This is a genomic window from Dactylosporangium sp. NPDC051484 (genome assembly GCF_040689395.1).
Taxonomy (GTDB): domain Bacteria; phylum Actinomycetota; class Actinomycetes; order Mycobacteriales; family Micromonosporaceae; genus Dactylosporangium.
Genome location: NZ_JBFAZX010000040.1, coordinates 1 through 20,242 on the forward strand (window position 1 = coordinate 1; position 20,242 = coordinate 20,242).

17 protein-coding genes are annotated in these 20,242 nt (G+C 69.8%); 6 read left to right on the forward strand and 11 right to left on the reverse strand.

Features of this window, described 5'->3' with window-relative positions; genetic code table 11:
• Nucleotides 1-726: 726 nt before the first annotated feature.
• The 3 genes from AB0367_RS35075 (at nucleotide 727) to AB0367_RS35085 (ending at nucleotide 7,701) form a co-directional block, all read left to right on the forward strand.
• Nucleotides 727-1,125, forward strand: coding sequence for a hypothetical protein (locus AB0367_RS35075; RefSeq protein ID WP_366230810.1), 399 nt, complete (start codon nucleotides 727-729; stop codon nucleotides 1,123-1,125).
• Nucleotides 1,126-1,443: 318 nt separating this feature from the next.
• Nucleotides 1,444-3,405 (forward strand): protein kinase, encoded by a 1,962-nt coding sequence (locus AB0367_RS35080; protein ID WP_366230811.1) that lies wholly within the window; start codon nucleotides 1,444-1,446, stop codon nucleotides 3,403-3,405.
• A gap of 3 nt (nucleotides 3,406-3,408) precedes the next feature.
• A complete protein-coding gene (locus tag AB0367_RS35085; protein WP_366230812.1) occupies nucleotides 3,409-7,701 on the forward strand; it encodes an FtsK/SpoIIIE domain-containing protein in 4,293 nt (1,430 codons plus the stop codon).
• A gap of 45 nt (nucleotides 7,702-7,746) precedes the next feature.
• On the opposite strand, the gene AB0367_RS35090 is transcribed toward AB0367_RS35085, so the two are convergent.
• The 11 genes from AB0367_RS35090 to AB0367_RS35140 form a co-directional block, all read right to left on the reverse strand.
• The gene (locus AB0367_RS35090; RefSeq protein ID WP_366230814.1) at nucleotides 7,747-8,220 is read right to left on the reverse strand and encodes a DcrB-related protein; all 474 of its coding nucleotides are present in this window, start codon (nucleotides 8,218-8,220) and stop codon (nucleotides 7,747-7,749) included.
• The gene (locus AB0367_RS35095) at nucleotides 8,211-9,914 is read right to left on the reverse strand and encodes a hypothetical protein (RefSeq protein WP_366230815.1); all 1,704 of its coding nucleotides are present in this window, start codon (nucleotides 9,912-9,914) and stop codon (nucleotides 8,211-8,213) included. The genes AB0367_RS35090 and AB0367_RS35095 overlap by 10 nt, the downstream gene beginning before the upstream one ends.
• Nucleotides 9,911-10,159 (reverse strand): hypothetical protein, encoded by a 249-nt coding sequence (locus AB0367_RS35100; RefSeq protein ID WP_366230816.1) that lies wholly within the window; start codon nucleotides 10,157-10,159, stop codon nucleotides 9,911-9,913. Before AB0367_RS35100 ends, AB0367_RS35095 begins: the two co-directional genes overlap by 4 nt.
• Before the next feature lie 2 nt (nucleotides 10,160-10,161).
• Nucleotides 10,162-10,425: a WXG100 family type VII secretion target gene (locus AB0367_RS35105; RefSeq protein WP_366230817.1), complete on the reverse strand. Its 264-nt coding sequence runs from the start codon at nucleotides 10,423-10,425 to the stop codon at nucleotides 10,162-10,164.
• Nucleotides 10,426-10,436: 11 nt separating this feature from the next.
• The gene (locus AB0367_RS35110; RefSeq protein ID WP_366230818.1) at nucleotides 10,437-11,126 is read right to left on the reverse strand and encodes a hypothetical protein; all 690 of its coding nucleotides are present in this window, start codon (nucleotides 11,124-11,126) and stop codon (nucleotides 10,437-10,439) included.
• Complete coding sequence (locus tag AB0367_RS35115) at nucleotides 11,123-11,254, reverse strand: hypothetical protein (protein WP_366230819.1); 132 nt, start codon at nucleotides 11,252-11,254, stop codon at nucleotides 11,123-11,125. Before AB0367_RS35115 ends, AB0367_RS35110 begins: the two co-directional genes overlap by 4 nt.
• Complete coding sequence (locus AB0367_RS35120) at nucleotides 11,251-11,481, reverse strand: hypothetical protein (protein WP_366230820.1); 231 nt, start codon at nucleotides 11,479-11,481, stop codon at nucleotides 11,251-11,253. Before AB0367_RS35120 ends, AB0367_RS35115 begins: the two co-directional genes overlap by 4 nt.
• A 365-nt stretch (nucleotides 11,482-11,846) precedes the next feature.
• The gene (locus AB0367_RS35125; RefSeq protein ID WP_366230821.1) at nucleotides 11,847-13,328 is read right to left on the reverse strand and encodes an MmgE/PrpD family protein; all 1,482 of its coding nucleotides are present in this window, start codon (nucleotides 13,326-13,328) and stop codon (nucleotides 11,847-11,849) included.
• A 5-nt stretch (nucleotides 13,329-13,333) separates the two neighbouring features.
• On the reverse strand, nucleotides 13,334-14,050 hold the full coding sequence (locus tag AB0367_RS35130; protein WP_366230823.1) for a hypothetical protein: 717 nt from the start codon (nucleotides 14,048-14,050) through the stop codon (nucleotides 13,334-13,336).
• Between the two features lie 42 nt (nucleotides 14,051-14,092).
• A complete protein-coding gene (locus AB0367_RS35135) occupies nucleotides 14,093-15,421 on the reverse strand; it encodes an ATP-binding protein (protein ID WP_366230824.1) in 1,329 nt (442 codons plus the stop codon).
• Nucleotides 15,418-16,152 (reverse strand): response regulator transcription factor, encoded by a 735-nt coding sequence (locus tag AB0367_RS35140; RefSeq protein ID WP_366230825.1) that lies wholly within the window; start codon nucleotides 16,150-16,152, stop codon nucleotides 15,418-15,420. The genes AB0367_RS35135 and AB0367_RS35140 overlap by 4 nt, the downstream gene beginning before the upstream one ends.
• 72 nt (nucleotides 16,153-16,224) lie before the next feature.
• Between AB0367_RS35140 and AB0367_RS35145 the strand changes: the two genes are divergently transcribed.
• Genes AB0367_RS35145 through AB0367_RS35155 form a run of 3 tightly spaced genes read left to right on the forward strand, consistent with a single transcriptional unit; the run spans nucleotide 16,225 to nucleotide 19,900 of the window.
• Nucleotides 16,225-17,304 (forward strand): iron ABC transporter substrate-binding protein, encoded by a 1,080-nt coding sequence (locus AB0367_RS35145; RefSeq protein ID WP_366230826.1) that lies wholly within the window; start codon nucleotides 16,225-16,227, stop codon nucleotides 17,302-17,304.
• 5 nt (nucleotides 17,305-17,309) lie between these two features.
• The gene (locus AB0367_RS35150; RefSeq protein ID WP_366230827.1) at nucleotides 17,310-18,875 is read left to right on the forward strand and encodes an iron ABC transporter permease; all 1,566 of its coding nucleotides are present in this window, start codon (nucleotides 17,310-17,312) and stop codon (nucleotides 18,873-18,875) included.
• A complete protein-coding gene (locus AB0367_RS35155) occupies nucleotides 18,872-19,900 on the forward strand; it encodes an ABC transporter ATP-binding protein (RefSeq protein WP_366230828.1) in 1,029 nt (342 codons plus the stop codon). Before AB0367_RS35150 ends, AB0367_RS35155 begins: the two co-directional genes overlap by 4 nt.
• Nucleotides 19,901-20,242: the final 342 nt, after the last annotated feature.

Sequence of the window (20,242 nt, forward strand, 5' to 3'; positions counted from 1 at the left end):
AGATCCTCGCCAAGGTCCGCTGGGTCCAGACCAGCATCAAGCAACTCGTCGACAACAACTCGAAGTAACGACAGCAGGATCACGAGACACTAGGCTCTGGCGGATCTCAGGTAGGAGTACAGCGGCGCCCGGGCCATCACGGGGGTGGGCCGCAAGCGGGACCACGGCCGACAGCCCGCACCGCTTCATGTACAGCCCCCTACGGGGAAGATCCAAGCATTGGGTACCCGGAGGCGGCGAAAATCGGGCGGCATGGCCCGGCCAGCACACAACATGGCGACATGACGCCGCGGTAGTGGGCGCAGATACGTCGGGTCGAGGGGTGTCCCCGGTGGTGCGCCGGAGGTCAGGCGGCGCGTCGCGGCCGGGGGCGAGGACTGGAGGGGGGTCACAGCTACGCATGCCCCGCCATCTCCTCCAGGCATTCCGGCAAGGGCCACTGTGCATGTGCCAATATTTGCATCTTTGCGCAAATAATAGTTAGGTCGCAGTGCTGCGGGCCGATGTTGGCGCATACCCACTACCGCACTTCACAGATGCCCACCAAGGCGCAGGTCCCGTTCGCAGCCGAGACTTGCGGCCGCCCAGCAGCCCCGGTCCGTATCAAGATCTTGTGGACGCTGCGGCAAGGTGAATCGTCGGTGACCCGTCTGGCCGGCGCCACACCGACCGCGGCCGACCAGTACGTGGCCACGCCCCGACCGCATTGCGTACGGCCCGCGCAAAATGCTCGCCCGCATCGACGCCATCCAGACCGACATCGACGACGTGGACGCCCAGATCGAGGTCCACCTCGCCCCTTTTGCCCACACGGCGGCGAGGCTTGAGCAGATCCCCGGCATCGGCCGCGTCGCTGCCAGCGCCGGTCGGACAGAGACGTTCCTCGGCGAACGGTTCCGGCGCATTCGCCGACGGCGCGGCCCGCAACGGGCCATCGTCGTGGTCGGCCGCTCCGCGCTCGTCATCATCTGGCACCTGCTGTCCAACCCCGAAGCCAGCTATCAGGACCTCGGCGTCACGTTCTACGACACTCGCATCAACCCCGAACGCCGAGCCCGGCACCACATCCGCCAACTCCAGGCGCTCGGCTTCGACGTCACCGCCACCCTGCCCAACGCCGCGTAACCGACACGATCCGTCAGCGAACTGACCCGTCCCGCTCCGCTGCGCTACGCGGGACCGCTGCTGCGCGCCCGGGTTGCTGTGGTTTTCGTACTAGACATCCACGAACGTAGCGTGAAGGAGCCCACCTGCCATCCCAGGACGGACCGAAAGCCCAGGTCAAGTGTCGGGTCTAGATACCCTCGCAAGAGCCGCATCCGTTGATTGTCTGCGATCTCTTAGACCGCTTGAGCCCTGATGTCTGCCCGACTGGATGTTGAGAGTTATTGTGCTGCGAGCCAGCATGATCCGGCATAGGACGACCCGGAGTAGGAGCGAGGCGTGCAACCGAGCAATCAACCGAGCAGCGACATCGGGATTCCCGGGTATGGCGACTTCCGGTTGCTCGGCCGGGGTGGCTTCGCGGCCGTCTACTCCGCCCGGCAAATCGACTACGACCGCCGCGTCGCGGTGAAGATCCTCGACATCGGGATCAACGACGACGGCCTGCGCCGCAGGGTGCAGCGCGAACGCGCGGCGACCGGGCGGCTGACCGGACATCCCAACATCATCACGATTCTCGACTCGGGCTTCCTCGCCGACGGACGGCCGTTCCTCACGATGGCGCTGTGCCCGCAAGGTTCGCTCGCCGACCGGGTGACCCGCGAGGGTCCGCTGCCAATCGCCGATGTCCTGCACGTGGGCGTGCTGATCGCGGGCGCGTTGGAGACGGCGCACCGCGTCGACGTCATCCATCGCGACATCAAGCCGGAGAACATCCTCATCACCCCGCTCGGCGAACCGGCCCTCGCCGACTTCGGGATCGCCACCGTCGCTGACCAGCGCTCGATGACCCGCAACACCCAGGCTTACACGCCGAATCACGCGCCGCCGGAGGTGCTGCGCGGAGAGCCCGCCGGGGTCGCCTCCGATGTCTACAACCTGGGCTCGACGCTGTATCAACTCCTTGCGGGGCATCCGCCGTTCGCCCTCTCGGGCTCGGCGGGGCTCGCCGTCTTCGTCGACAAGGTACTCAACTCCGAGGCTCCGCCGCCCCGCGACGACCTGCCGGAGTCGCTGCTCGGCGTACTGCGCAAGGCCATGGCCAAGGACGCCGCCGCCCGGTACACGACCGCGGCGGAGTTGGGCGAGGCGCTACGCGGGGTGCAGCAGGAGCTGCGCCTCCAGGTCGATTCCCTGCCGGTTATGGCTATCTCCGCTGAGGAGGAACGGACCGCGGCGCCGAGAGCGGACGCGACGGTGCTGCCGCCCACGCCGACAAGCGTGCCGCTGATGCCTGGATTGGCCTCGTTCCCCGAACAGCCCGGCCAGGGGCAGGCAACGCAGCTGGGACTGGAAGCGCCACGCGGAGCAGCCACACCACAGGGACCGGACGCGACGGTGCTCCCGCCGACGCCGGGCATGACGTTCGCCGGTTCTCCCGCCGGCGGCTCCGCGACGCGGATGGCCGCCCCGCCGCCGCCTCCGGTGACGCCACCGGCGCCTCCGCGATCGGACGAGCCCAAGCCGCGACGGCTCCTTGTGCCGGTGCTGATCGTCGTGCTCGTGATCGCCGGGCTGGGCGGCGGTGCCTATGCGGCCTGGACCTTCGCCAGCGGCAAGGGCAAGTCCACCCCGCCGGCAGCGGCGCCTTCGACGGGACCGAGTCCGGCGTCGTCAGATGGCCCTGCCAGCGCTTCGCCTTCGTCTGCAGCGTCCCAGTCATCATCGCCGTCGTCGACCCCGAAGCCGACTGGCCCGATGATGACCTCAATCGTGGTCAAGAACATCACGTGCCTGGTCAACTCTGAGGGCGGTCCGTGGGAGGGTCAGTTCGATGTTTCGTGGGCTGCTGTGCAAGCGGACCACGTCCAGCTATATGGCCCGACGGCCAAGGACTCGCTCGGCGGGTTCGACGGCGCGAAAGGCGACGCGACATTCGCCTTCCCCTGTACGCCCAACGGCACCTTCTTGTTGCGCGCGGTTCCGCAATCGCAGTCGACGGCTGGGCAGCTCAAGGACTACCAAGGCAAATGGCCAGACGGAACGGACGTGACCAGTTTTACCGTCTCAAACGCTCAGTGCGTAGGTGGCGAGGCGAACGTGGATCTGACCTGGAAGACTCGCAACGCGACCGCGGTCAGCGTCTTCGTCGACGGCGTCCGCAAGATCAACTTGAACGCGTCGGGCACGTACGGTCCTTTCAAGATCGACTGCACGCCAGGTGCGGCCACCGTGTTGCGTGTCGTGGCATATAACGGGCCCGCGTACGGTGGCTCACGTGACAAGACCCTGAAGTGGTGACCCATGGATGTCCTTCTCACCGTTGTGGATACGACGGCCGTCGAGCATGACTTTCGCCTGGTCGCCGACGGGCGGGCCGATGCTGCCACGCTGCTAGAGGGCGTACGCCGGACGCTCACCGGTCCCGCAGTGGGGCAACGGATGTTCCTCGATCGGACGGGCGCCGAGGTGGTCGCCGGGAAATCGATCGCGGACCTGGGCGTACGCATGGGCGATCGGCTGCTGCTGACCGGCCCCATCGCGCCACCGTGGCTCGCCGCCAGCAGCGTGAAGGCCGCGTTCGAGGTCGTGATCACCGGCGGTCCCCAGGCGGGCAGGCGCCTGCCGATGGCGGCGGGCGCGAGTGTCTACGTGGGACGTGACGCGGCTTGCCAGATCGCGCTGGACGACTCCGAGGTCAGCCGCAGGCACCTGCACATCGGCGTGGGCTCGCGTCAGGTGACCGTGACGGACCTCAAGTCCAGCAACGGCACCTTTGTGGACGGCGTACGCGTCGACGACGCGGTCACAGTTGAGCCGGGGCAGGTGATCGCCGCCGGCGCGACGACGTTGACCGTGCGGCGGCCAGATCCGTCCACACCGGAAGGAAAAGTCCGTGATGGGCGGATCGCCTTCTCGCGGCCGCCGCGTGTACAGCGACCGATCGAGAAGCAGGAGATTACTGTACCGAACGCCCCGGCGACCCCGCCAAAGCGGAAGATCCCGCTCGTAGCGGCGCTCGTGCCGGTGGTGCTCGGCGTCGGCATGACCGTCGCGATGGGCAGCCCGATCATGCTGCTCATGGCGCTGGCCGGACCGGTCATGCTCGGCGCGACCTTCTGGGAGGACAAGCGCTCGGGCAGGCGCGACTTCAAGGCCGCGACCGAGCAGTACGCCGCCGAGTACGCGACTGCGAGCGAGCGGGTAGCGAGCGTGTACGGCGACCTCAGCGCGGCGCGCTTGGCCGCCGCGCCCAACCCCGCCGACCTGACCGCCCGGGCAGTGCGGTACTCGCCGCAGTTGTGGGAGCGGCGGGCGGCCGATCCGGATTTCCTGACGGTCCGCGTCGGTACCGCCGACCTGCCCAGCTTCCTGAACCTGCGGATACCCGGGGATGCCGAACCGGACGAGCGCGCGGCAGCGCTGCTTCAGGCGTACTCCATTGACAGAGGCGCACCGGTCGACGCTGATCTGAGCGCGGTCGGGGTGTTGGGTGTCGCGGGGCCGGAGCGGGACGCGCTGCTGCGGTGGCTCGTGGTGCAGTACGCGATCCTGGCGAGTCCGCGCGAACTGGCGATCGTCGTGCTCGGCGCGAACGAGCAGTGGGCGTGGACGCGGTGGCTGCCGCACACGGAGACGCTGACCGCCGGGTTGCCCGGTGTACGCACGGTGGCCTTCGAACCGCAGGACGCCCGCGCGGTCCTCCAGCTGGTCGACGACCTGGTGCAGCAGCGGCGGATCACGCTGGAGCGGCGCGGCGACCCCGGCGCCTGGCTGCCGAACGTGCTGCTGGTCGTGGCCGATGACGCCGGGGTGCCACGCTCGGCGCTGTCGCGCGTGCTGGCCGACGGGCCGCAGCTCGGCGTATACGCCATCGCGACCGCCCCGACCGCGCAGACCCTGCCGGGCGAGTGCCGGGCGATCGTGCGTACCGGACCGGGGCACGAGACATCAGTGACGGTCGCCGTGACGGGCCGGACGATCGACGACATCGTCGTAGACGGGGTCGCGCCGCAGGTCGCCGCCGACATCGCGCGCAGGCTCTCCCCGCTTGCCGACAGCTCGGCTGCGGCCGCCGCCGGAGACCTGCCTCGACAGGTGCTCCTGCTCGACCTGTTGGGTCTGCCCGAACCGGACGCCGCCGGGATCACGCGACGGTGGCAGACTTTCGGCAACGACGGTCTCGGCGCTCCGATCGGCATCGGCCCGCGTGGGCAGTTCACCGTGGACTTCCGGCGGGACGGTCCGCACGGGCTGACGGCCGGGACCACGGGTGCGGGCAAGTCCGAGCTGCTGCAAAGCATGATCGGCTCGCTCGCGGCCACGTACCCGGCGAGCCGCCTGACCTTCATCCTCGTCGACTACAAAGGCGGTGCGGCCTTCAAAGACTGCGTCGGGCTGCCGCACACCGTGGGCTTCTTCACGGATCTCGATGCCCATCTGGCCCGGAGGGCACTCATCTCGCTCAATGCTGAGCTGCGTCGCCGCGAGGAGGTCCTGCGTGAACACGGCGCCAAGGACCTCATCGAGCTGGAACAGCGGTTCCCCGTCTCGGCGCCCGCAAACATGATCATCATCATCGACGAGTTTGCTTTCTTGAAGAAGGAATTGCCCGAATTCGTCGCGGGCGTCGTGGACATCGCCCAACGTGGACGGTCGCTCGGCGTACACCTCATGCTCGCGACGCAGCGCCCGGCCGGGGTCATCGATGACAACATCCGCGCTAATACCAACCTGCGCATCGCCTTGCGCGTAGCTGACGAGGGCGACAGTAACGACGTTCTCGACCGGCCCGACGCCGCCCGCATCCCCAAGAGCCTGCCCGGTCGCGGCTACATCCGCGTCGGACACAGCGACATCAGCCTCGTGCAGAGCGCCTACGCCAACGCGCGTACCTCTGCGGGCACCCAGGCCAGCCCGACCCTGGTCGCCATCGCGCCGCTCGGTTCCGGCCTGCGGGAACAGCCAGCCGCGCGCGGCTCTGGCGGCGGGGGCGACGACCAGCCCACGGACCTCCAGCGTCTTGTCTCAGCGGTACGCACAGCGCATCAGACGGGCGGCGTCGCCGACCAGCCGCGCCCCTGGCTCGACGCCCTCGCCGGCCACTACGATGTGCTCACCTTGCGAGGCAATGACTTCGCCGTGCCACTGGGCATTGTGGACCTGCCGGAGAAGCAGGCGCAGCAACCGTTCCTTGTGGACCTCACGGCGCTTGGGCACCTGCTCGTCTACGGGACCGCGGGATCGGGCAAGACGCAGGTGCTGCGTACGCTCGCCGCCGGGCTGAGCAGCCTCGACCCCGCCGACGTGCACATCTACGGTCTGGACTTCGCCAGCGGTGGCCTGCGGCCGATCGCTGACCTGCCGCAGTGCGGCGGTGTCGTGGGAGCGGACGAGCCCGAGCGGGTCGACCGCCTCTTCGCGATGCTCGACGGGGTCATCGCTTCTCGCAAGCAACTGCTGGGCCAGACCGGCTCCTCGTCGCTCGCGGAGTACCGGCGCAAGACCGGTACGCGGTTGCCCTTCCACTTCGTGCTCCTCGACGGATACGCAGCCTTCCACAACGCGTACCTGAACGTCGATCGGGGAGAACTCGTCGATAAGCTCGCCCGGCAGATCGCGGACGGGCGGTCGGCGGGCGTACTATTCGTGATCACAGCCGACCGGCGCAACGCGATTCCGTCCACATTATCCGGTTCGATCTCGGCTCGGCTGGTGCTGCGGATGGCCGACGCCGAGGAGTATGCCGCCCTCGGCTTGCCGATGTCGGTCGCAGCTACGGAACTGCCGCCCGGTCGGGGGTTCTTCGGCGGCGACGAGGTCCAGATCGCGGTGCTCGGGCCGGACGCGTCGGGTGCGGCGCAGGCGGCCGCTCTCGCCGCCCTTCCCCGGCGGGCTTCCTCGGTCCGGCCGCCCGCGGTCGCTGTCCTCGCCGACTCCGTTCCGCTCGCCGCCGTCGAAACGGGACCGTTGAGCGTACCGTTGGGGGTTTCTGGGGTGACGCACTCCGTCGTCTCCGTCGACCTCGATGACGTCCCCGTGTTCGCGGTTTTCGGACCCGATCGCTCCGGGCGCTCCCAGGCTCTGTCCACTCTGTGCACTGGAGTCCAGGGACGGTTGCCGGGCATCGAGGCGTACCTGCTGGCTCCGCGGCGTACCCCGTTGACGGGTTTGGCGGGCTGGACCGAGACGGCGGTCGGGCTGGACGCGTGCGACGCACTGGCCCGGCAGCTGGAGGCCCTGGTCCGCGAGCGTGCCGCCGGGCCGGGTACGCCGTGGCTCGTGGTGATCGACGACGGCGAGGAAATGGCCGACTCGATGGGTGCGCCGGCGCTGTCCACATTGGTACGCCGAGGCCGCGACGCCGGCATGGTCCTGCTCGCCGGGGCGGCCGTCCACTCGGTGCACCGCTCCTTCGGCGGCTGGCTGACCGACCTGCGCAAGGCGAAGCACGGCGTGCTGCTGCGGCCCGAGGTGGACGTGGACGGGGAACTGTTCGGCATGCGCCTGCCGCAGAAGGCCAGCCGCCGTTTCCCGCCCGGCCGTGCCTACCTGGTACGTCGGGGCGACATCGACTACGTCCAGGTCAGCATCTGAGCCGTTGGCCCGGCAAACCTCCTCCGGGCCAACGGCTCAGATGGATCAGACAGTGACGTGGAGGGAGGCGAAGATCGCCCGGAACGTCACCGCGTAGTCGTCGGCGAAAGCGGCGGGGCAGGTCGAGTAGCAGTGCAGGAGATGCTTAGTGCCCTGGCCGACCAGCAGCGCCGCCTGTGTCTGGAACAGCGGGAACGGTAGCTTCTCGCTGCGGAACGTAACCGCCGACAAGACCGCGTCGCGCCCGTCGATGGTCTCGTGCCGCCGCCCGTGCAGCTGCGGTTCGAGCATATTCGTCTTGTTCGACTCGGCGGCGGCCTCGAACAGCTCGTCCAGCGACGCCTCCGTCAGTACACGCGAACTCAGCACCACGAGATTGACGGTGAAATCGGCGGGGGAATGCGTGTCGACCGCGAACGCCGACGCTGACGCGTGCGCACGTTCCTGCCAGCTTTCCGGCAGACTCAGCCGGAAAGCCGGCGGAGCCGGTGACAATAGGCTCGGATAGGTCAGTTCCATGGCGGTCCTCCGACCGGGTTTCCTGCGAGAAAGCGAGCAGCCGCGGTGAGCGACTCGCTAGCGGCTTGGTCGGGCGAGGTGGCGGCGGCCAACGCAGCCGAATGGTCGGCACTGGGCTGCCCCAGTACGCTCTCCAGCGCCCGCTGCGCCGTATCGCGAGCGCCGGAGTCGGGTTCGTATCCGGCACTGGCGCTGACGCCCACGCTAGCGCCGCCGGAGCCGGGTTCGAATCCGGCACTGGCGCTGACGCCCACGCTAGCGCCGCCGGAGCCGGGTTCGAATCCGGCACTCGCGCTGACCCCAGCGGTTACCCCGCCTGCCGGATCAATCCCTGCGCTGGCGCTGACCCCAGCCGCGTCGGCGGCGTCACCCAAGGCCCCGGCCGCGTCGCCGAGGCCCGCCCCGTCGAGGAGCGAGTCGCTCAGGCCAGGCGGGTCGAAGAAGTCCGACACCGCGTCCGCCACGTCGACGGCGGCGTCCGCGATGCTCGAAGCGGCGTCTCCGACCAGGTCCAAGGCGCCTTCGATCGTCCCGATCGGGTCGGTGATGGCATCGCCGATGGCGCCGAAGATCTCCTTGGGCGAGATCGACAGGTCGAGGGAGAACCCGGCGCCGATGCCGAGCGCGGCACCGACGTCGAAGTTGAACCCGACCTTGTCCCACGACACCGTCCCGCCGCCGTGCACCTCGATCCCGATGCCGACCTTCCCCGAGACGCCGGCCTTCGCGTTCCCGGCGCTGCCACCGATGGTGGCACCCACTCCGGCGGACGCGCCCGCCTCGGCGCCAAGCCCGGCCGAGGCCGAGACGCCGTCCGTCCCGACCGAGACCTCGCCGTGGCCGTGCGCGTGCGCACCGGCCTCTGCTTCGGCATGGCCGGTGGCCTTGCCAACCCCGTCAACGGTTACGTCGCCCTGCGCGCTCGCCTTCGCCTCGGCCGACGCTTCAGCGCTGCCCGAAGCCTTGACGCCGTCTGGTCCGATTGACGCGGACGCCTCGACCTCGACTTTCGCGGCCACGGACGCGTCGGCCTTGCCCTTGGCGTGCACCGGCCCGGCGTCGATGCTGCCTTCCGCGTGGACGGACGCCTCGAAGCCGGCTCCGGCCTTGGCGTGCGCGTGGGCCGTGCCGTCCTTGTCGACCCCGGCGTCGGCCTCCCCGTAGGCCCAGCCGCTGGCGGACCCCTTGGCGCTGCCGGAGCCGGAGACGACCCCGGCGCCGAAGGAGCCGCGACCCTGCCAGGAAGTGCCGAAGCCCGCCCGCGCCTCGGCGCTAGCCTGCTCGGGAAGCGTGCCGTCGGGGTTGACCCATGGACCGTTCCACGGATCCGGCGCAGGCTTGCGCAGACGCCACCACAACCCGAAGTCGAGGATTCGGAAGGGCGATTCGCCCGCGGGTGCCGCCGGTGGGGGCGGCGGTGGCGGGGCTACAGGTGCATTCCCTTCGTCGGCCTCGATCGCGAGGACCTGCTGAGCGAGATTGGCCTGGTCGTCGGCGATCACGTTGCCGATCGCCTCGAGCCGCGCCATCGCCTGCTCGAGGCTCGTCAGGGCCGGCTGGTACTGCGAATCGGCCAATATCGAACTCGATCGCAACAGGTGCATGCGTATGTCGCCGACCTGCTGCAAGGCGCCGTTCAGGGTCCGGGCCAACTCCCTGAGGTCGTCGGTGTTGATCAGGATCCGTTCGGTCACGACCCGCTCGCCGTCTGCTGGCCTTCCACCCGGAGCTGGCGGCCGAGGTCTCGCAGCTGCTCGGCGAGTTGGGTCGCCTCGGTGCGTCGCCCCCGCATGGCCTCGCGGAATCGGTCGGCCTTCGCGCAGCGCCAGTCCACGCTCTCGCTCTTGCTGACGAGCTGCTGGCCGAGGTAATAGACGTCGTCGGCGCGGTTGAGCAGCACCCGCGCCAGCGCTTCGAGCTGCGCCGCGTCCAAGGCCACGGTCAGGAGCCGGCCTTCATGAGGGCGTCGCGGCGTCGGGCGATCTCCGCGCCCGCCTCGCCCATCTGCTGCTGGAGGCGCTGCAACATCGGCTCGAAGTCGCTCTGCCACGACTCGCGGAACCGGGTCGCGGCCGGACCCTCCCAGTACGTGTTGCCGAGCTGGCTGCGGATCGTGCTGAGCACGTCGGCGACCATGCCGGACTGCCGGTCGAACGTGGCCTTCAGCGCAGCGAGCTGGTCGAGCTCTCCACCGATCATGGGCATGGCGTGTCTCCCTAGTTGTGGAAGGTGAACGAGGTACGCAGGGCTTCGGCCAGCTCGATGCCGGAGACCGGGGTGAGCTGCGCCTTGATGTCGTCGGTTGCGGTGCCGGGCGTTCCGGCGAGCGGGGTCAGCGTCGTCGGGATGAGCCAATATCCGTTGGTCGCCGCCCACGCGAGCTCGCCGCCAGCGCGGCCGCCCGGGACGCGTGCGTACGCGCTTACGGCCGTCATGCTAGTCAGGTCGGGCAAGAGCGCCTCATTGGTGCCGGTTCCCGGGCGGGGCAGCTCCTCGATCCCGGCCCGCGCCGCAATCCGGGACAGCAGATCGTCGCTGTGGAAGGGTGTCAGGCGTACACCGTCCTCTTCGGACAGTATCTCGACGGCTGCGTCGGCCGCGACAGCGTACCGGATGGACTCCTGCCAAAACCCTTCGCGATACCGATGCACGTCGCTACTCAAGGCTGGTCTGCAGACGATCTGCACAAGGCGTACCACGGAAAGGGGTATCCGGGGTGGATGACCGGGCAGCACGACGGCGCGCTCCACAAGGGCCCGGCGGGACGCCGCGAACGCCTCCTCCCGCCGAAGGCGCGTGTACGCCGCCACCGGCGCGCCCAGATAGTCGGGCACCGGCTCGCCGAGCAGGCCCGCGACCTGCACGAAGTCGGCGTGGCTGAGGGCGAGCGACTGTTCTTCGGTCACGCCCGCCGCCGTTCGGCGGCGAGGCTGAGCACGTCGGGCAGCGCGGCGTCGCTGATGCTCGGCAAAGGGGTTCCGCGCTGGGCGGCCTTCCACTCCATGGCGCCGAACACTCCGTTCGATACCATCACCATGAGATTCTTGCCTTCGGCGGCCGCGTACACAGTGATCGACGCCGGCCCTCCAGGTAGTGGCGAGCGGCCAGACCGAGCAGGGTCGCCTCGGCGGGCCGCTCCTGCGAGGCCGGCGCCGGATCGATGCCGCGAGGCTTGGCGACGGCGAGCATCAGGGCGTACGCGCCTAAGAACAGTGCGAGGGAGCCGACGACGGCGGCACCCCCGAGGATGACCGGGTTCATGGGCAAAACCGCACCTGGACCGGGTCGCGCTCGCAGCCCTCGGCCTCGATGAACTGCTTCTCCTTGACCACCAGCAGGCGCGCTGGCCCGCGCACAACTGTTGTGACTCCAAGCCCACTCACGAGGGCGCCCTTCGCTACGACTATTCCTACGGATCTGGCCGGGAGTATGCCATCCCCGCTCAACAAGGGCATCCGTCTTTCAGCGCTTGTGTTGTGGATCTATAGCCGACCCGGAGCGCAGGTCACGACACCGCCCGCAGCACCGGTGGCGGCTCGACCGCTAGGACGGGGCGCGTGCTGTGAGCGGCGGACGCGGAGGACGAATCCCTCCGCGGTCGCGGGTACCGCATCCGGCCGAGGGTCTCAGTCGAGCGGCGAGTGCACAGCGGGTGTGAGCAGGGCTGTCAGCTGAGCGACGTCGTCGAGGGTGTCGATGCCGAGGACGGCTTTTTCGATGGCGGCCTGCCGCTCAGCAGGGATGGCGCGGTGGGTCAGCTTGGCATACTTGTCACGGATATCCGCGTTCGTCAGGTTCCGGTCGCCAGTACCGCGCGGGTGCACGACCTTGGCGGCACGAGCGCTCCCGTCCTTGCAGGTCAGCCGCACCCGGGTGGTGAGCCGCTCGTCGGCCGGGAGGTGGTCGTAGGCCTTTTCGTGGTGTGTGAGCGTCCGGTCGATCAGGGCCCAGACGTCATCGCGGTTGATCCGGTCCGGCCGGAACTGGTCGACGAGCACGTCGCCATCGAGGAGGGCCACCGCCACCGCGTATGCGACATTCATCTGAGCGCCGATTACCTGCAGCGGGCGCTCAGCTTTCCACCCGCCATGCGCGTAGGCGGCTTCGCACATGTCGATGTCGATCCGCTGGATCTGGCCGACGTCGACCTTGGGCCGCAGCTCGAGTGCGGCGTCGATCGCGGCGTGCAGCAATCCCATGCACGAGTACGCCTTCACGGCGATCCGTTCGGTCTCCCACAGGATGCCGAGACCTGCGTAGATCTCTTCGGGGTAGGTGCGGTGGCCCTCGCCGAAGACGGCCAGCCAACCACCGTAGGGGCGCTCGAACACCCGCTTGATGCCGATGTAGCCCGATGCTGCCAGCGCGGCGGCGGTCAGGCCGTTGCGCGAGGCGAAGCCGTGCTGCATCCGCTTGACCATCGATTCGTACATCGCTGACATCAGCCCGCACGATTGGGTGGCCGCCATCCCGAAGGCATCCTCGAACCCGGCCGCGTCGAGCCCATACAGCGATCCTGCGGCAGCGGCCGCAGAGATAGTGCCGAAGACCACGCCCGAATGCCACCCTCGCGAGAGCATGTCCAGGCCGCCGAGCGCCTGCCCGACCCGCGGGCCGGTCTCGTACCCTAGGACAGCGCCGAGCAGGAAGCGCTCGCCGGAGACGCGGCCCACGCGGGGGGCGGCGGCGAGCATCGCCGGGAGGATCAGCGAGTTGCTGTGCAGCGGGGCCAGCGGGTGGTAGTCATCCAGCTCGAACCCCTGGATGAAGCTGGAGTTCAACATGGCCGCCGACGTGGCGCAGGTAGCCCGGCCGTCCCAGCCGATCAGTGCGCTATCCCCGGCGCTGTCGAGCGCTGTTACCCCCTCGACGCCGATGCGGGAGACGGGCAGCTGCGCACCTACCGTGGCACAGGCGATGCCGTCCAGTACTAGGTGCTTGGCCCGGTCGCGGACGGAGGTGGGAACGTCGTCCAGCGTTGTCTGAGCGACCCAGGTGGCAAGGCGACCAGTCGGGCCGGCAGGATCCGTGGCGGGACGGCCTGGTTTCCCCGTCTGCTTGACGGCGACGGGCGCTTGGGAAGCAGCCATCGCAGTTTGGCCCTTCACTTCGGTTATCTCGAGTTCGGGTGTGGTACACGGCGTTCCGTTCTCGCCGCCAGTGCCCCGGGTTGTTCCTGCACGTGTTCGCCGTCAAATCGGCACTCTTCTTGGCCCGCGTGGGCGGCACGGCCGTGGGTGACTGGGTTACCCGCCTGCGCCCGCCGCCTATTTGGCCGGCTGTGCTCGCTGCGCAAAACTGTGTAGGCCACCCATGGTCGAACGAGGTAGGTCCACACCTCCATGATCATGTCGCTGCCGAAATGACGTATGCCCCACAGCGGCCGCTTCAAACCAGACGGTGGGCCGGTGCGCGGTTGGTTAAGGGATCTCCCGTCGCTGGGCGCCAAGCAGCCCCATTTGCCGCCCGGCGCGCTGCCATATCGCCGGCGCCGTTCGAGTTCGCGCACTTCCTCGGTGCGACGTGCCCGGCTCGGGCGGACCACGAAGTCGGTGGCGCTGATGCTGTGGGGTGTGTGACTTTTGTGGAGGCGGAAGAGCAGGTTGAAGACCACCGCGACGGGCGCCGCGGCCAACACGATGGCGCCCTGCAGGGACTGCCAGTAGAAGAGGTCGCCCCGGATCAGCTCGGTGGGGATTCCGGTGGAGACGACCTTCCCGGTGGTAGGGGAGACGAACGCGATCGCGTACAGGTACTCGCTCGCGCACAGGACGAAGCTGAGCACCACGACCGCGACCAGCCCGGACACGGCCATCGGGTCGGCCAGCACGACCTCGATGCCGGCCAGGCCGGCCCGGTCGAAGGTGGGCTGTTACGCACCCTGGTGCGGACTGCGGGGGAGGGGCAGCTGGACGGTCGCCGTGCAGCCCGCGTTCGGGCTGGAGCGCAGCGACAGGGCGCCGCCGGCGTCGGCCACGGCCTGTGCGATCAGGGTCAGGCCGACGTGGCCGGGTTGCGGCCCGCGGCGGGGATCGAACCCGGCGCCGTTGTCGTCGACCGTGAGCCGCAGTGTGTCGCCGATGTCGAGGACGACGCTGACACGGGCGGGCCGGCCGTGCCGCACGGCGTTGCGGACCAGTTCCCGGGCGCTGCGGGCGACAAGGAGCGCGTGGTCGTCGTTGAGATCGGCGCCGGGATCGTGGTGCGCGACGCGGACGTCGAGCGCGATCGGTTCCGGTACCGCCGGGCGAAGCAACGCGGGCAGCTGGGCGGCGAGGTCCGCGGCCGGGATCGGGTCGGGAACGACGTCGTCGGTCAGGGTTCGCAGCTGCCGGATGCTGTCGCGGACGAGGTCGTGCGCGAGCGTGCGGGAGCCCGCCGGTGGTACGCCCGGCAGTGTCATCGTGTCCAGCGACATCACGACACTGGCGGCGGAGAGGGCCTGGATAGGGCCGTCGTGCAGGCGCTGGGCGAGCTCACGCCGCTCGCGGTCCGACGCCGTGACGGCCAGTGTGGCGAGGATCGCGTAGCGCTCGGCGGTGCGGCGCGTGCGCCGGCTCGCGGCGACGGTGAGCGGGAGCGTGGCGAGTCCGATGCCCAGTGCCCCGGCGACGAGCAGCGGGAGTTGGTCGGTCATCGCTTGGAGTGCGGCGGCGTCACCACCGGCCGGTACGTAGAGCTCCAGGCTCAGGACGTTGCGTGCCGCGTCGCGGAAGTCGAGGAAGACCTCCAGCAACTTGTCCTGGCGGGTTGTTTCGTAGCGGTGCTCCACGTCGTTGGGCACGTCGAAGGTGCGTTGCCCCGCCGACCCGATCGATCGCAGCGGTCCGCTGTCCGTGTCCCGTGACGTTCCCTCGAGGCGCGCCTCGTCCGACACCAGGATCCTGGCCCGTTCGCCCTCGACGATCCAGAGCTTGACGCGATACAGGGTCCCGGACAGTAGGAACGGTTGCAGCCGGTCCAGGACGTCCGCACGGTCGTACCCGCCGGGTGCGCCGAAGTCGTGCGTCGCGAGGCTCGCGATCGCCGCGTCGGCGATGGCGGCGGAAACCTGGAGCGCGGCGCGCGCCGCCTGCTGGTTCGAGGTGCGCCACGCGGTGGTCCCCGCGCCGGCCGCGGCGAGGACCGTCACGAGACCGGCGAGCAGCACGTGGCACAGCAGCGCCCGCCGTAGCGTCGGCCGGCGGGATGGCCGCTTCACCGGAAGCGGTCCGTGCGGACGATCAGGCCGAGCCGGTCGGCGGCGGCCACGGCGTCGAGCTGGGAGTGCGCTCCGAGCTTGGACAGGATCGCCTTGACGTAGTCGCGCACGGTGTGCACCGACAGGTCCAGCTCGCCGGCGATCTGCCCGGCGTGCGCGCCCGTGGCCAGCAGGGTCAGCACCTCCCGTTCGCGCGGGCTCAGGCGCGGGAGCGGGACAGGTGCCCCGCCGGCTGCCTCGTCCGGCGGTTCGGTGCCGCGGATGACGTCGAGGACGCTGCGCAGCGCATCGTCCTTCGCCAGCAACGCGTCGGCACCGGCGTCGCGGGCCTGTTCGGCGAGGCCGGGCCGAGGATGGCCGGTCAGCACCATCAGCTGTGCGTCCGGGCGCAGGGCACGCAGCTCGCGCACGACGTCTAGGCCGGTGCCGTCCGGCAGTTGCAGATCCACGATGGCCACGTCGAAGCCGCGATACGCCGCGGTCGCCAGCGCGTCGCGCGCCGAGTGTGCCACGGCCACGCAGCGGAGGTCGGGCTGCGCGTCCAGCGCGAAGCTGAGCACATCGGTGAACACTCGGTGATCGTCGATCACCAGCACGTCCCGGGAACGCCTGCTGGCCCGGGCCGTTTGTGTGAGCGATGCCGACCGTGTCATCGGCGTTCTCAACGGCTCGTCATCGCAGACAGGTTCCTTCGGCAGTACCCCCCCAATTTTGGGGGATTGGCGAAACATGCGGCAGTGCAAAAGCTAGGTTAGGCAATCCTAACACGCCTAGCCTGGACCCCCGACCGAAGGAAGCCCCCGTTGTTGATCCCCGCAAAGACCGTTCGTCGTCGCCTGCTCGCGATGCTCACGGTGCCGGTCGTCGCCATACTCCTCACCGCCTGCGGCGGCGGATCCGGTGCGGCGCCGGAAGCGGCGGCGTCGGGCGGCTCCACCGCCGCGCTCGACCCCAGCGTGACCCTCGTGCTCTACAACGCGCAGCACGACACCCTGACCAAGGAATGGGTCGCCGCGTTCACCGCCAAGACCGGCGTCAAGGTCGAGATCCGCCAGGGCAGTGACCTGACGATGGCCAACCAGCTCGTCGCCGAGGGCTCCGCGTCGCCGGCCGATGTCTTCCTGACCGAGAACTCCCCGGCCATGTCCCTGGTCGAGAACGCGGGACTGTTCGCGCCGATAGCCCCGGCGACGCTCGCGCAGGTGCCGGCCGACTACGTGCCGTCCACCCGGAACTGGATCGGCATCGCGGCACGCTCGACCGTCCTCGCGTACAACCCCACCATGGTCACCGAGTCGGACCTGCCCAAGTCGATCATGGACCTGCAGGACCCGAAGTGGAAGAACCGCTACGGCGCCGCGCCCAAGGGCGCCGACTTCCAGGCGATCGTCAGCGCGATGCTCGAACTCAAGGGCGAGGCGGCCACCAGCGCCTGGCTGACCGCGCTGAAGAACAACGGGCAGGCGTTCAGCGGCAACAGCGCCGCGATGAAGGCCGTCAACGCCGGCACGGTCGCCAGCGCCGTCATCTACCACTACTACTGGTACGCCGACCAGGCCAAGACCAAGGAGAACAGCAGTAACGTCAAGCTGCACTTCTTCGGCAACCAGGACCCCGGCGCGTTCGTCAGCGTCTCCGGCGGCGGCGTGCTCAAGTCGAGCAAACACCCCAACGAGGCGCAGGCGCTGGTCAACTTCATCACCGGCAAGGAGGGCCAGACCATCCTCGCCAACGGCACCGCCTTCGAGTACTCGGTGGGTCAGGGCGTCGCCTCGAACCCGGCCCTCAAACCGCTGTCGGAGCTCGGCGCACCCGCGATCGACGAGTCCAAGCTCAACAGCCAGAAGGTCACCCAGCTGATGACAACGGCCGGACTCCTCTGAGTCACATGCCGCAGACCGAACCGGCGGCAGGCGCGGCGGCGCGGCGACTCCGGTCGCTCCCACCGCTGCGCCTGCTGGCGCTGTGTGTTCCGGTCACGGCGTTCGCCGCCGTACCGCTGGTGTTCATCATGTTTTACTCCTACGGGGTGGGCTGGGACGGCATCCGGCCGCTCGTGTTTCGGCCGCTCATCGCCGAACTGCTGGGCAACACTCTCGCGCTGTGCGGCACCGCCACCGGATGCTGCCTGGTGCTCGGCACCACCCTGGCCTGGATCGTGGAACGCACGTCGCTGCCGTGGCGCGGGATGTGGCTCGCGCTGCTGACCGCTCCGCTGGCCATCCCGGCGTTCATCAACAGCTATGCATGGATCACGGTGCGGCCCGGCCTGGACGGGCTGGCCGCGTCCACCATCGTCACCACCCTGTCGTACTACCCGTTCGTGCTGCTGCCGGTGGCGGCGACGCTCCGCGGCCTGGATCCAGCCCTGGAGGAGTCGGCCCGGGCGCTGGGATCCGGCCCGGTACGGGTCTTCGCCCGCGTGGTGCTGCCGCAGCTGCGGACGGCCATGGCGGGCGGGGGCCTGCTCGTCGCCCTGCATCTGCTCGCCGAGTTCGGCGCCATCGAGCAGCTGCGCTACCCCACGTTCACCACCGCGATCATCGCCCAGTACGAGTCGACGTTCGCGTCCGCGGCGGCCAACATGCTGGCCGCGGTCCTCGTGCTGTGCTGCCTCGCGTTCGTCACCCTCGAAGTGCTGGTCCGCGGACGCGCCCGGACCGCCCGCCTCGGCGCCGGTGCCGCCCGTCCGGCGGTGCCGGCCCGCCTGGGGTGGCTCACCGGACCCGTCATCGTTCTGCTACTGGCCCTGCTCGGGCTGGCGATCGGCGTCCCGGCGTACAGTGTGATCCACTGGCTCACCTACAGTACCGCCGGCGCATGGGACCTGGCCGCGCTCCTGCCGGTGCTGGGAACCACGGCGAAGCTCGGCGCGCTCGCCGCCGTGGCCGCCGTCGCGATCGGATTCCCCATGGCGTGGCTCGCCGTGCGGTACCGCAGCATCGTGAGCACCGTCATGGAACGCAGCACCTACCTGGCCAGCTCCGTGCCTGGTGTCGTCGTCGGCCTGTCGCTGGTCACCGCATCGATCCGGTACGCCCGCCCGCTCTACCAGACCACCACGCTGGCCGTCGCCGCCTACGTGATGCTGTTCCTGCCCCGCGCCATGGTGAACCTGCGGGCGGCGATCGGCCAGGCGCCACCGACGCTCGACGAGGCGTCGCGCGCGCTCGGACGGTCGGCCCTGGCAACCTTCCGCCGGGTGACCGTTCCGCTCGCCGCACCGGGCATGCTGTCCGCGGCCGCTCTCGTGTTCCTCGCCGTGACCACCGAGCTGACAGCGACCCTGTTGCTCGCGCCCACCGGAACCCACACGCTGGCCACGGAGTTCTGGGCCGCCACCGCCGAGATCGACTACCCGCGGGCCGCGCCCTACGCGGTCTGCATGATCGCGCTGTCGTTGCCGGCGGCGTACCTCCTGTTGCGTCAGTCCACCCGGGGAGCCAGACCATGACCGCGCTGTCAGTGCGAGACGTGCACAAGAGCTACGGCCAGGCGCGGGTCCTCGACGGGGTGAGCCTGGACGTCGCCGAGGGCACGACCACGGCGATCCTCGGCCCCTCCGGCTGCGGCAAGACGACGCTGCTGCGGCTGATCGCCGGGTTCGACCGGGCCGACGGCGGCACGATCGCCCTTGCCGGCCGGGTGGTTTCAGCGGTACCTCCGGAGAAACGCAGCATCGGCTATGTCGCCCAGGAGGGTGCGTTGTTCCCGCACCTGACCGTCCAGGCGAACATCGCGTTCGGCCTGTCCCGGGCCGCCGGGACCAGGGCGGAGCGCAGGCACCGCGTCGCCGAGCTCCTCGATCTCGTCCGTCTCGACGCGTCCCTGGCCGGCCGTCATCCGCACGAGCTGTCCGGCGGGCAGCAGCAGCGGGTCGCGCTCGCCCGGGCACTGGCCCGCCGCCCGGCGCTCGTACTCCTCGACGAGCCGTTCTCGTCGCTGGACACCGCCCTGCGTTCGGCCACGCGCACCGCCGTCGCCGACGCCCTGCGCGCCGAACGGGTGACCACGCTGCTGGTCACCCACGACCAGGCGGAGGCGCTGTCGCTGTCCGACGAGGTCGCCGTGCTGACCCACGGCAGGTTCACGCAGGTCGCACCCGCCCGCGAGATCTACGCCACCCCGGTCGACCTCGACACCGCACGGCTGCTCGGCCCCGGCACCACGTTGCCGGGGAAGGTCGACGCCGGCGCGGCGTCGTGCACGCTCGGCACGCTCCGTGTCGCACAGCCGTGCCCGGACGGCGACGCCACCGTGTTCGTCCGGCCCGAACAGCTCCGCGTGACACCTGCCGCCGGTGGCAACGCCGTCGTCCGCGCCAGCGGATTCCTCGGCGCTGACACCGTCCTCACCGTGGAACTGCCCGACGGCACCCTGCTCGACGCCCGCGCCGACGCCACGGTGGCGTACACCGCTGGCGAACGGGTCACGGTCGACGTGGTCGGCGCCGTGAACGCCTACACCACCCGCACCTGAGCCACGGCGGCTGCCGATGGCATCTGTCAGGACCGCTGCGGCGGGGCCGTGATCGGGTGTCGGACACCCCGGTCACGGCACCGGCCGTCCCCGCTTGATCACACACCCCCGTGGACCTCTGCCAGGCGGTCGACAAGTGCCTCGCACGCCACCGCGCCAGCCTGCGTGAACCGGAGCCCGCCCAGCCAGCGGCGGATACGCCCGCGCCGCAGCCGGCTGCGGCGGCCAAGGCGGAAACGCTGCTGGCGGTCCGGACGCGGCACCGCTATGCCGAGGTCCAGGCCCTGCTGGCCAAGGGAGTGTCGCGTGGGGGTGCGTGTCGAAGGGAATCGGGCCCAGAAA